This is a genomic window from Streptomyces yatensis (genome assembly GCF_018069625.1).
GTDB lineage: Bacteria > Actinomycetota > Actinomycetes > Streptomycetales > Streptomycetaceae > Streptomyces > Streptomyces yatensis.
On sequence record NZ_CP072941.1, the window covers coordinates 8,441,271 to 8,454,735 of the forward strand.

Consider the following 13,465-nt stretch of genomic DNA (forward strand, 5'->3'; position numbering starts at 1 on the left):
TCCGTTGACGCCCGTCGCCGCCGCGGTGATTATCAAGGCGGGAGTGGATCGGGGGACCGCATCCATGAGCGCGCCCGAACGCCACGTCCGCGGGTGCGGAGAGGGGTGGGGACCATGCCCGCGAACGGCAGGTCGCGCCGTATCACCATCGACGACGTGGCGCGCTCGGCCGGGGTGTCCCGGCAGACCGTGTCCCGCGCGGTCAACGACAAACCGGAGATCGACCCCGCCACGCGAGAGCGGGTGCTCCTGGTGGCCGAGTCCATGGGATACCGGCCCAGCCGGTTCGCCCGTGGCATGGTCGGCCCGGGGCTCACCACACTGGGGCTGGTCATCGCGGACGTGCTCAACCCCTTCTTCCCCGAGGTGGTCTCCGGTGTGCTGGCGGCGGCCGACGAGCGCGGCTGGCAGGTCGCCGTCTACAGCACCGGATCCGCCCTGGAACGCGAGACCGCGGTGGCGGAGACCGTGGTGAACCACGTGGACGCGTGTATCGCCTTTCTGCTGGACCCCGGCGCCATCGAGCTCATCCGGCGCTCCGGGATGCCCTTCGTCCTGCTGGACAACGAACACCGGCCACCCGCGGTGAGCGGGGGCCGGATCGACTTCGCCAGCGGGATGCGCCAGGTCGTCGGCCACCTCGTCGAGCGCGGCCACCGCAGGATCGCGATGCTGGATGACCGCGGTCGCCCGGACGCGGGCGACCGCGGCACCCGGCACTCGCTGTTCCTCGGCACCGCTGCCGAACTGGGGCTGCCCGCGGACGAGAGCTGGGTCTTCCCGGCGGCCAACTCCCTCGACGGCGGGGCGGCGGCCATGGAGGACGTGCTGGACACCGGCTTCGGCGCGACGGCCGTGCTCGCGTACAACGACCTGATCGCCATCGGTGCCATGCGCCGCGCCCGCGACCGCGGGGTGCGGGTGCCGGAGGACTGCGCGTTCGTCGGCTGCGACGGACTGACACTGAGCCGGCTCGTGGACCCACCGCTGACCACCCTGACGGTCGACAAGGAGCTCCTCGGCCGGACCGCGGTGCGGCAGGTCGCGGCCCAGATGACCGGCGCCGGAACGGGCGAGACGGTGATCGAGCCACGCCTCGTGATCCGCGCGTCCTCCTGACCCCCTTGCGCCGCCGTCCTCGGCGCTCCCGGCGAACAATATGAACGCAATGATCGACAGCATGGCGCTCGCCCCCTGCGGTTCCTAGCATCCCCGTGCGCAGCGCAGCTTCGCGCGCAGCACGATAGGAGCCACTCCTTGAACACATCTGACGCGCCCACGCCTGTCTCCTGGTGGGCCTCCCACCGCCGCCGCCGTCCGGCGGTACTGGCGGCCGTGCTCGCGGCCGTGTCCCTCGGCACGCTCGGCAACGCACCGACCGGCCACGCCCGGACCACCCAGCCCGAGGCCGCCACCTGCCCGGCCAAGCTGGCCGGGAAGGCGACGTGTTACACCGGCCAGGACACCAACGGGGCGTACTACACGATCGCGGTGCCCACCCATTGGAACGGATCCCTCGTCGTGCACGCACACGGCGGACCCGACCTCGGCGACTCCTCCGACCCGTCCCGCAGCACCGACGACCTGGACCGCTGGGCGGTGATGGTCGACCAGGGATATGCCTGGGCCGGCTCCTCCTACCGCCGCGGTGGCTACGGAACCCGGATGGCCGCCGCCGACACCGAGAACGTACGCCGCCTGTTCCTCGCCCGGTTCGGCAAGCCGAAGCGGACGTACGTCCACGGCCAGTCCTGGGGCGGCAACGTCGCTGCGAAGGTGGCGGAAACCTACGGCACACGGCCGGGGGCCTACGACGGGGTGCTGCTGACCAGCGGTGTCCTCGGCGGCGGCTCGCGCGGCTACGACTACCGCGTCGACCTGCGGGTGGTCTACCAGTACTACTGCCACAACCACCCCCGGCCGACCGAGCCGCAATACCCGCTGTGGCAGGGGCTGCGCCCGGACTCCACCCTGACGAACACCGGGCTCCGCGCCCGCCTCCAGGAGTGCACCGGCTACGCGTCCGACCCCGCGGACCGGACCGCGGCACAGCAGCGCAACCTCGACGACATCCTCGCCGTCACCCGCGTCCCGGAGCGTTCCCTCGCATCGCATCTGCAGTTCGCGACCTTCACCTTCCGGGACATCGTGTGGAACCGGCTCGGTGGCCGTAATCCGTTCGGCAACCGCGGTGTGTGGTACTCGGGTTCACACGACGACAAGGCGCTCAACGCGGGTGTCGAGCGGTTCTCGGCCGATCCCACCGCCCGCCGTGACCTCTCCTACGACAGCGATCTCACCGGCAGGGTCTCCCTTCCGGTCCTCACCCTGCACGCGATCGACGACCCGACCGCCTTCGTGGAGCACGAGGCGGCCTACCGCGCCACCCTCCGGGGTGCCGGCCGGGCCGGAAACCTCGTCCAGACGTTCACCGAGGAGACCGAGCACAGTGCGCTGAGCGACTCCGAATACGCCAACTCGATCTCGGCGCTGGACACATGGGTGCGCTCCGGCCGTAAGCCGACCCCGTCCTCGATCGCGGCCTCCTGCGGCGCCTTCGACGAGATCTACGGCAGCGGTTGCTTCTACGACTCCGCCTTCCACCCCGCGCCCTACGCCTCGCGGGTCCGTCCCCGGCCGGGCGGGCTCGGCTGGCCCGCCATGACCGCGGCGCAGGAGCGGGCGTGGAGCGGGATCGACGGTGTGGGGATCGCCCCCTGAGGGGCCACGCCCACCGGGGTCGGCTCCCCGCGGCCGACCCCGGCCTCCCCCTCGACCGGACTGTTCGGTGCGGCGGATATTGTTGACTGGGAAACTATGGGCCACCTAGTCTGCTTCTGGTGTCGAGTATCGACGCTCGTCTGCTTCACCGAACCCGGTGACGGGGTGACCGCCGACGCGCTGCGCACCCACCTCGAGGAGCACAAGCAGTGGCTCGCGGCGCTGGAGCGTGACGGCCGGCTGTTCGCCGGAGGGCCCCTGCTCGATGAGAACTATCGGGGGTCGGGAAGCGGCATGGTGATCCTGCGTGCCGCGTCGGAGCGGGAGGCGCGGGACATCGTCGACCGGGACCCGTTCCACGCCCGCGGGCTGCGCACCTACCGGCTTTGGCCCTGGCAGCTCAACGAGGGGTCGTTCGAGGTGACCGTCACCCTGTCCGACGGCACGGCCACCCTCACCTGAGCGACCGAGAAAGACCCACCGGTTCGTGGACGGAGAGGCAGCATGACACTCGAAGACGAACTGGCTCGGCAGCGGAGAACGGCGTGGGACGCGCGCACCCCCGAGGAGCGTGCCGCCCGGGCCGGCGCCGTGCGCGATGTGGAACGGACGGGCCTGGCGCGTGACGCCGCCCGAGATCGTCGCCTATCAGCTCGGCAACGGTAACGACGTGGCCGCGTTCAACGGTGCGGCCGCGCCCGAGGTGCCGCTGCCCGCAACCTATGTCGCGGACCGGAACGGTGTCATTCGCTACGCACACGTCTCCGCCGACTACACCCGGCGCGCCGAGCCGGACGCGGTCCTGGACGCGACACACGCGATCGCCGAGAGCGGATGAACCACTTTCCGTGACGAGGGTGCCGGAGCCTCGCCGAGGTCAGTCCTCCCCGGCGTTGTGGGCACGGAGGCGCGCCCAGATCTTCGCGAGCAGCTCGACCTCCTCGGCGTCGAGCAGGTCCACGAACCTCCTGCGCACACCTCGGAACCTCACATCCATCGCCGCACGGATCCGGTGGCCCCCGGCGCTGGTGAGCGCGAGCTCGACCGCCTGGCGCCCGTCCTCCCGGCGCCGCTCGACGAGCCCGCGATCGACCAGTCGGTCGGCCAGACGGGTTACGCCACCGGGCGTGACCAGGACGTCATGGGCGAGATCGCCCACCCGGCGAACACCGCCGGGAGCCCGCCACAGCTGGTACAACACATCGAACTCGTTGATCGTGAGTCCGGTCTCCTCCCGCAGCTCCGCCTCCAGCTTCGGCATGAGCACGGCCTGCAGCTCCAGCACCCCACGCCAGGCCCGCAGTTGTTGACCGGACAGGTGGGGTACGGCCCGTTCCCGCAGCGGTGCCGCCGCCTCCTTCCGGGCTCCCGGACCCGCTCCACGCCCGTCCACCCGCACCGGTGCCGAGCGCCGCGATCGATAGGCGCGCTGACGGCAGACCTGCGAGCAGTACGTGGCCGGTCGGCCGGTCCGACGGCTCTCCAGCTCGGCCCCACAGACCGAACACTCCGCAGGTGCACCGTCCGGCCCGTTACGAAACATGTCACGATAGTACGCGCCGCCGGGAGGTGGCGGTAAGCCGTGTGAGGCGCTGTCGTTCTCGGTCCGGGGGCACGGAGGGGCGGGCTCCACGCCGTGGCTACCGTGGCCCCAGCACCCCACCACCGCCCCCTGGAGGATCCCGTGCCCGTACCGCTCGGCGAGGACGTGCTGGCGCTGCTGCGCCGCCCCAGCACCTGCTACATCGCCACCACCATGCCCGACGGCTCGCCCCAGCTCACCCAGACCTGGGTCGACACCGATGGCGAGCACGTCCTGATCAACAGTGTGGAGTCGCATCAGAAGAACCGGAACATCGCGCGCGACCCGCGGGTGGCCATCGCGGTCGCGGACCCCGCGCAACCCACCTCCTACGTCCAGATCCGCGGCCGTGTGGTGCGGATGACCACCGAGGGGGCGGCCGAACACATCGAGGCGCTCGCGCAGAAGTACCTCGGAGGGCCCTACCCGTGGTTCGGCGGCCGCGATCAGGTGCGGGTGCTCTATGTGATCCAGCCGGAACGGATCAGCAGCCCCCGCGGCTAGGCAGATTCGTTTGGATCAGTCGGTCGTTGGTTCGGGTGTGCCGTTGACTGATGCGCAGTGGGCGCGGATTGAGCCGTTGCTCCCGGACCGGACGCCGAAACGGGGTGGCCGCTGGCGGGACCATCGTGAGGTGATCGACGCGATCGCCTACAAGTTCCAGACCGGTGTGCAGTGGGTTCACCTGCCGGAGAAGTACGGCAACTGGCGGGGCGTCTACAACCGGCTGCGGATGTGGGCCGTGGATGGCACGTGGGAGCGGGTGTTCACCGCCTTGGTGGCCCAAGCCGACGCGGAAGAGCACCTGAGCTGGGCCGTGTCGGTGGACTCCACGATCGTGCGGGCTCACCAGCATGCGGCCGGGGCCCGCAAAAAGGGGCCCCGGCCGGCGAACCCGCCGAACACGCCATCGGCCGATCCCGGGGCGGACTGACCACGAAGATCCACCTCGCTGCCGATGCCCGCTGCCGACCTCTGGCGTTCGTTCTCACCGCAGGCCAGGCCGGTGACGCACCCGCTTTCACCGATGTCATGGCCCGCCTGCGCGTTCCTCGTCGGCGGGGACGGCCCCGCACCAGGCCGGACCTGGTCCTGGCCGACAAGGCGTACTCTTCCCGCGCAATCCGCGAGCACCTGCGCAAGCGCGGCATTCGGGCAGTGATCCCCGTCCCCGCCGACCAGCGCGCACACCGGCTGCGTCGGGGCAGTCACGGCGGCAGGCCACCGGCCTTCGACCGCGAGACCTACAAGCAGCGCAACACCGTCGAGCGGTGCATCAACCGCCTGAAGCAGTGGCGAGGCATCGCCACCCGCTACGAAAAGACAGCCACCATCTACCTGGCCGGACTCCACATCGCGGGCATCTTTCTCTGGTCCGCACAGTGATCCAAGTGGAAGTTCCCAGGGCTCATGACGGGGCGCCCGGGAAGGACGGCTTGATGACGCGGCTGCCAAACTTCCACTGTCCGTCCACGCGAATGTATTCGTCCTCGTACTTGACGTGGGAGCGAACGTAGCCGCCGTCGTTCTTCACCACTTCCACCAGGCAGGAGACACTCCCCGCCGCGCGGTTGCCCTCGATGTCCGTCACCAGGTGGTTGAACATGATGTGGATGACGTTGCGGGCATGGGCGAAGAGTGAGTCGCGGAAGAAGTCGCGTATCGCCTCGCGCCCTTGGAACAGGCCGAAGCCGGTCTCGCGTTCGTCGAGGACACCGTCCTCGGCCCAGCAGCCGGAGGACTCGTTCAGCCGGAAGCCGTCGAAGGCAACCGCGTAACGAGTGTTGAGATCGTGGATGGCGGCACGATCGAGGAGATGGTTCATGCGACAACCTCACGTGAAGAAGCGGCGCCATGGGGCTAGGCCCTGGCCGGCTCGGATGAGCCGGAGAGACGGTGTACAGGGCTCCCAGCCCGTGTCAAGGCTTCCCAGCCATGAACTGACCAGTGATCCAAACGAAACCGCCTAGGCGATGTCCCCTGGACCGTGATCGCCCGCCCCCGGCAGAAGCGTACGCACGAGCGATGCCGTCACTCGATCGTGAGTTGTTCCCTTCATATGCCCGGTGCGATGCCACGCTGGCCGACACGGCGTGTGACCGGCGCCGCCCGGACGGCTGAGGGTGGGGGATGGGATGGCGCAAGGCACGGGGCGACGCGGGGGACTGGATGAGCGGGCGGTGCTGCTGGCGGCCGGGCTGGCCGATCTGGCGGTGAGCACGCTGGGTTCGGTGCTGGGGACGGCGCGGGGGTTGCTGCGCCGCTCGGACACCACGGAGCTGGCGGCGGAGGCCGAGCACGATCTGATGGCACGCGGGCGCCTGGCGCTGGACCGGCATGCCGCGGCCGTCCCCCCGGCCCACCTGGAGATCCTCGCCCGGCACGCCCTGGCACGGCGGGCCACCGGCGATGTCTGACCTGCGGGGGTCCGATCGGCGGGGGTCCGACCTGCGGGGTGCTGATCGGCGGGGGTCCGACCGCTGGGGGCCGACCGCGTTCAAGGCCCGCGTCGACGAGGTGCTGCACGGCTTCGTCGCCCAAGAGGCCGAGCAGTTGTCGGCGATCGACCCGGCCCTGGGCCCGGTGGCCGGGCAGTTGGAGGCGGCGGTCGCGGACGGCAAGCGGCTGCGGGCGGCGTTCTGCTACTGGGGCTGGCGCGCGGCGGGGCAGCCGGACAGCGATGCGCTCGTACGGGCGGCGGCCTCGATGGAGCTGGTGCATGCCGCCGCGGTGGTGCATGACGATCTCATCGACGACAGTCCGCTGCGGCACGGCCGGCCCACGGCGCATATCGCCCTGCGCGCCGCCGTACGCCGTCGGCCGCGTGCCGTGGCCGCCGCCAGGTCGCTGGCGATGCTGGTGGGCGATCTGCTGATGTCGCTGGCCGGGCAGATGTTCGCCACCAGCGGTCTGCCCGCCGCGTACCTGGCCCGGGCCCGCCCGCTGTGGTCGGTGCTGGCCCGGGAGCTGATCGCGGGGGAGTGCCTGGAGATCCTGCGGACCGGGGCCGATCCGGACACCACGGCGTCGCTGAAGGTGATCCGGTACAAGACCGCCAAGTACACCGTCGAACAGCCCCTGTTGATCGGCGGAGCCCTGGCCGGGGCCGGCCGGCGGCTGCGCGAGGGCTACTCCGCGTACGGGCTGCCGCTGGGCGAGGCGTTCCAGCTCCGGGACGACCTGCTCGGCCTGTTCGGAGACCCGGAACGGACCGGCAAGGCCAACGCCGACGATGTACGCGGCCACCGGCCCACCGCCCTGCTGGCGGAGACCTGGCGCATCGCCGGTGACGGCGAGCGGGAGCGGCTGAGCGCCCTCCTCGGCCGACGCGATCTGGACGCGGATGGTCTGGCCGCGGTCCGCGAGGTGATGTGCCGGCTGAAGGCCCCGGACCGTATCGAGGCCATGATCACCGCGCGGGTCGAGGAGGCCCTCGACGCCCTGCACGAGCTGGACGCACCCCCGCACGCCACCGCTGCCCTGACCGCGCTGGCGCGTTCGGCGGCGGTCCGCCTGTCCTGACCCCCGCCGCACAGGCGGGGGCGGCCGCCGCCCCCGCCCGTGTTGGGGACGACCCGTCAATGACAAGGAGTCCCGTCATGACCTACACCGAGGCATCGATGGACGCCCTGCGGCAGGCCGGTGACGAACTCGCCGATGCCACCGTCGCCACCCTCTTCGAGCGCGGGGAGGTGGGGAAGTTCAACACCCTAATGCGCTATGTCTCCACCGTCGGCGCCCCCTTGCCGGACGGGCTCCCCGATGTCGCCCGTGAGTACCTCCAGGCCACCAGTGCCCCGCCGGACTGGGTGGACTGGGGCGAGATGGAGAAGGCCCGGCTGTTCTTCATCGACAACAACGTGCACATCTCCACCGCGCTCTCCTTCGCCTCCATGCCCGCGTGCTACGTCGTCCCGCAGGTGGCGAAGCTGCTGTCGGCCACCCACGGGCTGAAGTACCCCTCCAAACGGATGGCGGAGACCGGCCAGTTCACCGTCTACCTGATGCAGCCCGGCGCCTTCGAGGCCGGCAGCCGCTTCATCCCCGCCGCCCAGAAGGTCCGCCTGCTGCACGCCTCCATCCGCCACCACCTGAGGCGGGAGGACCGCTGGGACACCGACGCGCTCGGGACGCCGATCTGCCAGGAGGACATGATCGGCGGGCAGATGTTCTTCTCCCTGCTGGTCCTGGACAGCCTGCACCGCCTCGGCATCCACATGTCGACGGAGGGCGCGGAGGCGTACTACTACGCCTGGCGTGTGGTCGGCGCCATGCTCGGCGTCGACCAGGACGCCGTCCCCACGACCCTCGACGACGCCCGCCGGTTTCTCGACCTGTACATGGTCCGGCACATGGGGCCGTCCGAGGAAGGCGCGCACCTGACCCGGCAGCTCATCGACCTCTACGAGGAAGTCGTGCCCGGGACCTTCTTCGACCCCATCGTCTCCGCACTCATCCGCCACCTCGTCGGCGACACCTGCGCCGACTGGCTCCAGGTGTCGCGCACCCCCTGGGACACCGTCGTCAAGGCCGTGCCCCACCTCCTCGGCGTACTGGAGACCATCGAGGACCGTTCCCCGCTCGGGGCCTGGGCACTGGACCGCCTCGGCCACCTCACCACCATCCTCGAACTGTCCTCCCTCACCCGCGGACGCGTGATGCACTACGCCATTCCCGAACAGCTCAAGAAGGACTACGGCATCGCAGGCGCGGTGCCCCGCACCCACCGGTGGACCCCGCCTGCCGCCACCGTGTCCGAGTGACCCACGCCGCGCCGCCTTCGACGGCGCGGCGAGAAGCAAACGAGGGGAGCTTCCTTACGCTCCGGGACCGCCGAACCATTGGACCGCGGCCCGCTCGAACGCCTCGCGGTCGGGGTGGCGATCACCTGCCCAGACGACGACGCCGTCCGGCCGGACGAGCACGGCACCCGTTCCGAGGTCGTTTCCCGCCCGCCCGGCCGCGTACCGCATCCGGCTCTCCCAGCCCATCGCCGACCCGTGCAGGCATCGGTCGGCGCTGAAATCGAGCACGATGCCCTGGCCGTCCCGCATCAGGTCGCCGAGGCGCGTGCCGTCCTCGAGGCGGAGGTCCGGGGCGTTGCGGCCGACCAGTGGATGCTCGCCGCCGAGGTCGTAGCGGATCGACGAGCCCGACACCTTCTGGAAGACGTAGGTCGTTCCGTCATGGGTCCCGATCAGGTCGCGGATCACCCCCTGGACCGCCTGGCCATGCGCGTCCGGCCGCATGGCCGCCACCTGGGCGCGCGACCAGTCGAGCACCGCGGCGCCGATCGGATGGCGCTCGCGGGTGTAGGTGTCGAGCAGCCCGTCCGGCGCGTGCCCGTGCACGGTGGCGGCGAGTTTCCATCCCAGGTTCATGGCGTCGCCGAGGCCGGTGTTGAGTCCCTGCCCTCCAAGGGGGGAGTGGATATGAGCGGCGTCGCCCGCGAGCAGGACGCGTCCCGCCCGGTAGGTCGTCGTCTGCATCGCCCGATCGGTGAACGTCGAGGCGAGATGGACGGCGCTGAGTGTCACGTCGGTGCCGGACACTCGGCGCAGCACCGTCTGGAGATGCTCGCGAGTCGGCGGCCGCGAGCGGTCGAACGCGCCACCGTCGAAGTCCATCATGCCGATATGCCCCTCCGCGGGCATCCGGACGTACATGCCGCCCGGCGTCAGGTTGAACCCGGGGCGCAGCTTCTCGGGATCGGCGATGGTGGCGTGCAGGGTGTAGCCGGTGAGCTGCGGCTCGGTGCCGACGAACGCGAAGCCCGCGAGCCCGCGCACCGCACTGCGCCCGCCATCGCAGCCGACGAGCCAGCGCGCCGCGTACTCCTGCTCGCCCGCCTGCGCGACCACGCTCTCCTCGTCCTGGGCGATGGCCGAGACCCTGACGCCGCGCCTGATGTCCACGCCGAGCTTGGACGCCCGCTCGGCCAGCACCGCCTCGACCGCCTCGAGGTGTGTCAGCAGGCCCTCCGGCGCCGGGCTGGGAAGCCGGAACGGCAGGGCGGCGAGGTCGACCTTGGCCGGATCGAGCGTCATCCCGGCGAAGTGGCCCGCGCTGCGCGGGGGTGACGGCTCGTCGGTTTCGGCGTCCGCTTCGGGATCGTCTTGGATGCCCGAGGCCGTCAGCAGCGGGTGCAGCATCCCGCGGCGGTAGAACGCCTCGACGGACGCGGCGGACAGGCCCCGCATCCCGAGCGGTTCCGCCCGCCACGGGGAGCCGGGCTCCGGCTCCCGTTCGAGCACCAGGACCGAGCAGCCCGCGAGGCCGAGCTCGCAGGCGAGGAACAGACCGACCGGGCCGGCGCCCACGATCACTACGTCATGCACGACAGAACTCCCCTTCCGAAGCCTGTGGTCTTCAGGCACGGGAAGACTGACGCGGGCCGCTCACACGGGGCACACATGGCGTTCACACGGGGGCACATGGCGCCTACCCTCCCGTCCGGCGCGGCGCCGGCCTGATCCAGGCGCCGCCCTGATGCGGGCACTGCCCTGATGCGGGGCCCCGAGGGCGCGTGGGCGAAAATCGGGGGATGGACGGGAGTGCGCTTCGCATCACGCTGCTCGGCGCCTTTCGGGTGTCGCGCGGTGACGCGGCCCTGCCCGTCCCCGGTGCCCGGTCGCGGGGTCTGGTCGTACGGCTGGCGCTCGCCGGTGGGCGCCCGGTCGAGCAGGGCGTCCTGGTCGACGCGATCTGGGCCGAGGACCTTCCCACCGGGCCCGGCCACGCCCTGCAGGCCCTCGTCTCGCGGCTGCGCCGGACCCTCGGCTCGGCCGACGCCGTCGCACAGGTCGCGGGCGGCTACCGGCTGGACGTGGACGCGGCCGACGTGGACGCGCTGCGGTTCGAGCAACTCGCCGCCGACGGCCGTGCCCGCCTGCGCGCCGGCGACCCGAATGCCGCGGCGGCCGTGCTCGGCGAGGCCGTGGCGCTCTGGGACGACCGTCCCGGAGCCGAGCCGACGGCCGTCGCCGCGGTCGCGCCCGCCGCCGCGACCCGACTGGCCCACGCCTCGGTCGAGGCCGTCGCCGACCTCGCCGACGCCGAGCTGTCCCTGGGCCGTGCCGACGAGGCCGCCGCCCGCCTGACCGCCCTGCTCGCCGAGCACCCCGTCCACGAGCGGGCGGCCGCGCTGCTCATGGACGCGCTCGCCGCCCAGGGCCGCCAGGCCGAGGCCCTGGCCCGGTACGAGCGGATCCGCGCAACCCTGGCCGACGCGCTCGGCACCGACCCGGGCGCCGCCCTGCACGAGCGCCATCTGCGTCTGCTGCGCGCCGAGCGCCCCGCCCAGGCCGCAGACACCGCGCCGACCGGTCCGGCCGCGCCGACCAGTCCGGCCAAGCGGACGGGCCCCGCCGACCAGACGAGCCCCGCCAGGCAGACCAGCCCTGCCAGGCAGATGGGCCCCGCCGAGCAGACGAGCCCCGCCGAGCAGATGGGCCCCGCCGACCAGACGAGCCCCGCCAGGCAGACCAGCCCCACCGAGCAGACGAGCCCCGCCAAGCACACCGGCCCGGCCAACCTGCCCGCGCCGCTGACCAGTTTCATCGGACGCGACGGCGACCTCGCCCGGATCGACACGCTGTTCGCCGCCGGGCGCCTGGTCACCGTGCTCGGTCCCGGCGGCGCCGGTAAGACACGCCTCGCCATCGAGGCCGCCCGCCGCCACCGCCACGCGTACCGCGACGGCACCTGGATGATCGACCTCGCCTCGGTCACCGAGCCGACCAAGGTGGGCGCGGCGCTGGTGGCTCATCCAGCGGCTGGTCGACGGACCGGACGTGTGGCTGGCCGGGCTGGCCCATGTGTTCCGGGCCCAGTCCGCCGAGGCCGAGGGCCGCCTCGATCCGGTCCGCGGCGATGTGACCGCCACCCTGGACTGCTTCGCCCGGGCGGGCGATTGCTGGGGCCTGGCCAGGGCGCTGCCGCTGCGCGCGCTGCTGCGGCAGTACGACGGCGATCTCGACGGCGCGCTGGCCGACTTGACCGAGGCCAAACGGCTGGCCCGCGAGTTCGGATCGCTCAGCCTCAGCGACGAGACCTTCATCGACTTGCGATGGATCGATCTGCAGGTGCGGCTCGGTGCGACCGTGCGGGCGACCGAGATGATCGCCGCGACCCGGGAGCGCGCGTTGCGCTCGGCGTCGCCCGAGATGGCGATTCTCCTCGACGCGCGGGAGGCCGACCTGTGGCTACGGGTCGGGGACTTGGACCGGGCGCGTGAGCTGGTCGAGTCGGCCGAGGCCGGGCTGTCCGAGCGGTTCCCGTTCGGCGGCCATGGACAGGGGCTGGTCGGCGCGGTGCGGGGCGCGCTCTGTCTCGAACTCGGCGACGGGCCGGGCGCCGAGGAGGCGCTGGGCCGGGCCTACGCGGCGGCGGTCGACAGCAAGGACATGCCGATCGTGGCGATGGTCGCGGTGATCGTGGCCGGCCTCGCCGCGCTGTACGGGCGCTACCTCGACGTGGCCGTTCTGCTCGGCGCCGCGGCCCGCCTGCGGGGTGCCCACGACCGTACCGATCCGCAGGTCCGCACGCTGACCAGCCGCGGCCGGGTCGCGCTCGGCGACGCGCGGTTCGCCGAGGCGTACGAGACCGGCCGGCAGCTGGCCGCGCCGACGGCCCTGACCCGGGCCGATCCGGCACGCCTGCGCCGTGCGGCCCCGCCCGCGGCCACCGCCTTCCGCCGCCACCACGGCCGGCCGCCGAGCCTCGGGCGCTGACAGCAAGGGGAGCGCACGCGCAGTGACTCGCTGCTGGCCAGTGACGGCCCTCGCCGTCCCCCGTGACGCAACCAATGCGCTGCCGGGGAAGGGAGTGCCACCGCTCTCCTCGGCGGCTCTGTGCAGGGTAGGCGGTTGCGCGGAGGCCGAGAGGGCACCTGCCGGGGAACCTGGGGGCCGACCGATCCGAGCTACGACGACCGTCTACGCGGCGCGCCACCGCTTCGCGGAGAAGCTGGTCGGTTCCCATGGACGGCAGGGCAAAGGCAAAGACAAAGGCAGGGAGAACTGTCTCTCCTTGCCACTTTCAACGTATAGCGCGCCGGGGGGCTTGCCGCAAGCCCCGGGTCACCGCGCACAATCGTCGGTCGATGCCACAACCTGCGGAAATGGGGGCACGACGTACGTGTGTAGTTGTCGACGTATGGGG

13 protein-coding genes and 1 pseudogene are annotated in these 13,465 nt (G+C 71.8%); 11 read left to right on the forward strand and 3 right to left on the reverse strand.

Annotation, left to right across the window (positions count from 1 at the left end; all coding sequences use genetic code 11):
- Positions 1-114: 114 nt before the first annotated feature.
- The 4 genes from J8403_RS35290 (at position 115) to J8403_RS35305 (ending at position 3,559) form a co-directional block, all read left to right on the forward strand.
- The gene (locus tag J8403_RS35290; RefSeq protein ID WP_211126687.1) at positions 115-1,119 is read left to right on the forward strand and encodes a LacI family DNA-binding transcriptional regulator; all 1,005 of its coding nucleotides are present in this window, start codon (positions 115-117) and stop codon (positions 1,117-1,119) included.
- Between the two features lie 138 nt (positions 1,120-1,257).
- Positions 1,258-2,721, forward strand: a complete 1,464-nt coding sequence (locus J8403_RS35295; protein WP_211126688.1) for an alpha/beta hydrolase family protein — start codon at positions 1,258-1,260, stop codon at positions 2,719-2,721.
- Positions 2,722-2,817: 96 nt separating this feature from the next.
- Positions 2,818-3,183 carry a YciI family protein gene (locus tag J8403_RS35300; protein WP_211126689.1) on the forward strand — a complete coding sequence of 122 codons (366 nt, stop codon included), beginning with the start codon at positions 2,818-2,820 and terminating at the stop codon, positions 3,181-3,183.
- 160 nt (positions 3,184-3,343) lie between these two features.
- Positions 3,344-3,559, forward strand: a complete 216-nt coding sequence (locus tag J8403_RS35305) for a thioredoxin domain-containing protein (protein WP_211126690.1) — start codon at positions 3,344-3,346, stop codon at positions 3,557-3,559.
- A 39-nt stretch (positions 3,560-3,598) separates the two neighbouring features.
- Here J8403_RS35305 and J8403_RS35310 read toward each other — a convergent pair whose 3' ends face one another.
- Entirely contained in the window at positions 3,599-4,264 is a 666-nt protein-coding gene (locus J8403_RS35310; protein WP_211126691.1) for a MarR family winged helix-turn-helix transcriptional regulator, read from the reverse strand.
- Between the two features lie 141 nt (positions 4,265-4,405).
- Here J8403_RS35310 and J8403_RS35315 point away from each other — a divergent pair, with 141 nt between their 5' ends.
- Together J8403_RS35315 and J8403_RS35320 are read left to right on the forward strand one after the other, a co-directional pair.
- Positions 4,406-4,807, forward strand: a complete 402-nt coding sequence (locus tag J8403_RS35315; RefSeq protein ID WP_211126692.1) for a PPOX class F420-dependent oxidoreductase — start codon at positions 4,406-4,408, stop codon at positions 4,805-4,807.
- A gap of 37 nt (positions 4,808-4,844) precedes the next feature.
- Positions 4,845-5,689 (forward strand): IS5 family transposase gene (locus J8403_RS35320; RefSeq protein WP_425519913.1). Its coding sequence is split into 2 segments (ribosomal slippage): positions 4,845-5,184 and positions 5,184-5,689, totalling 846 coding nucleotides; the frame shifts between segments, so codons are not numbered across the junction.
- A gap of 22 nt (positions 5,690-5,711) precedes the next feature.
- Here J8403_RS35320 and J8403_RS35325 read toward each other — a convergent pair.
- A complete protein-coding gene (locus J8403_RS35325; protein ID WP_211126693.1) occupies positions 5,712-6,128 on the reverse strand; it encodes a nuclear transport factor 2 family protein in 417 nt (138 codons plus the stop codon).
- A 310-nt stretch (positions 6,129-6,438) separates the two neighbouring features.
- Here J8403_RS35325 and J8403_RS35330 point away from each other — a divergent pair, with 310 nt between their 5' ends.
- From J8403_RS35330 to J8403_RS35340, 3 genes are all read left to right on the forward strand, one after another.
- Positions 6,439-6,720, forward strand: a complete 282-nt coding sequence (locus J8403_RS35330; RefSeq protein ID WP_211126694.1) for a polyprenyl synthetase — start codon at positions 6,439-6,441, stop codon at positions 6,718-6,720.
- Positions 6,713-7,825 carry a polyprenyl synthetase family protein gene (locus J8403_RS35335; protein ID WP_246586144.1) on the forward strand — a complete coding sequence of 371 codons (1,113 nt, stop codon included), beginning with the start codon at positions 6,713-6,715 and terminating at the stop codon, positions 7,823-7,825. The genes J8403_RS35330 and J8403_RS35335 overlap by 8 nt, the downstream gene beginning before the upstream one ends.
- A 77-nt stretch (positions 7,826-7,902) precedes the next feature.
- Positions 7,903-9,066 carry an oxygenase MpaB family protein gene (locus J8403_RS35340; protein WP_211126695.1) on the forward strand — a complete coding sequence of 388 codons (1,164 nt, stop codon included), beginning with the start codon at positions 7,903-7,905 and terminating at the stop codon, positions 9,064-9,066.
- A gap of 54 nt (positions 9,067-9,120) precedes the next feature.
- On the opposite strand, the gene J8403_RS35345 is transcribed toward J8403_RS35340, so the two are convergent.
- Positions 9,121-10,641 carry an FAD-dependent oxidoreductase gene (locus J8403_RS35345; protein ID WP_211126696.1) on the reverse strand — a complete coding sequence of 507 codons (1,521 nt, stop codon included), beginning with the start codon at positions 10,639-10,641 and terminating at the stop codon, positions 9,121-9,123.
- A gap of 206 nt (positions 10,642-10,847) precedes the next feature.
- Here J8403_RS35345 and J8403_RS44845 point away from each other — a divergent pair.
- Positions 10,848-11,525, forward strand: a pseudogene (locus J8403_RS44845) (AfsR/SARP family transcriptional regulator); the annotation flags it as partial.
- A 571-nt stretch (positions 11,526-12,096) separates the two neighbouring features.
- Positions 12,097-13,035 (forward strand): hypothetical protein, encoded by a 939-nt coding sequence (locus J8403_RS44850; RefSeq protein ID WP_211128732.1) that lies wholly within the window; start codon positions 12,097-12,099, stop codon positions 13,033-13,035.
- The last annotated feature ends 430 nt before the right edge of the window (positions 13,036-13,465 follow it).

Coding starts and splice junctions, on each gene's coding strand:
- J8403_RS35290 (WP_211126687.1), top strand. CDS start 115: ATGCCCGCGAACGGCAGGTCGCGCCGTATCACCATCGACGACGTGGCG.
- J8403_RS35300 (WP_211126689.1), top strand. CDS start 2,818: ATGGGCCACCTAGTCTGCTTCTGGTGTCGAGTATCGACGCTCGTCTGC.
- J8403_RS35310 (WP_211126691.1), bottom strand. CDS start 4,264: ATGTTTCGTAACGGGCCGGACGGTGCACCTGCGGAGTGTTCGGTCTGT.
- J8403_RS35325 (WP_211126693.1), bottom strand. CDS start 6,128: ATGAACCATCTCCTCGATCGTGCCGCCATCCACGATCTCAACACTCGT.
- J8403_RS35330 (WP_211126694.1), top strand. CDS start 6,439: ATGGCGCAAGGCACGGGGCGACGCGGGGGACTGGATGAGCGGGCGGTG.
- J8403_RS35335 (WP_246586144.1), top strand. CDS start 6,713: ATGTCTGACCTGCGGGGGTCCGATCGGCGGGGGTCCGACCTGCGGGGT.
- J8403_RS35340 (WP_211126695.1), top strand. CDS start 7,903: ATGACCTACACCGAGGCATCGATGGACGCCCTGCGGCAGGCCGGTGAC.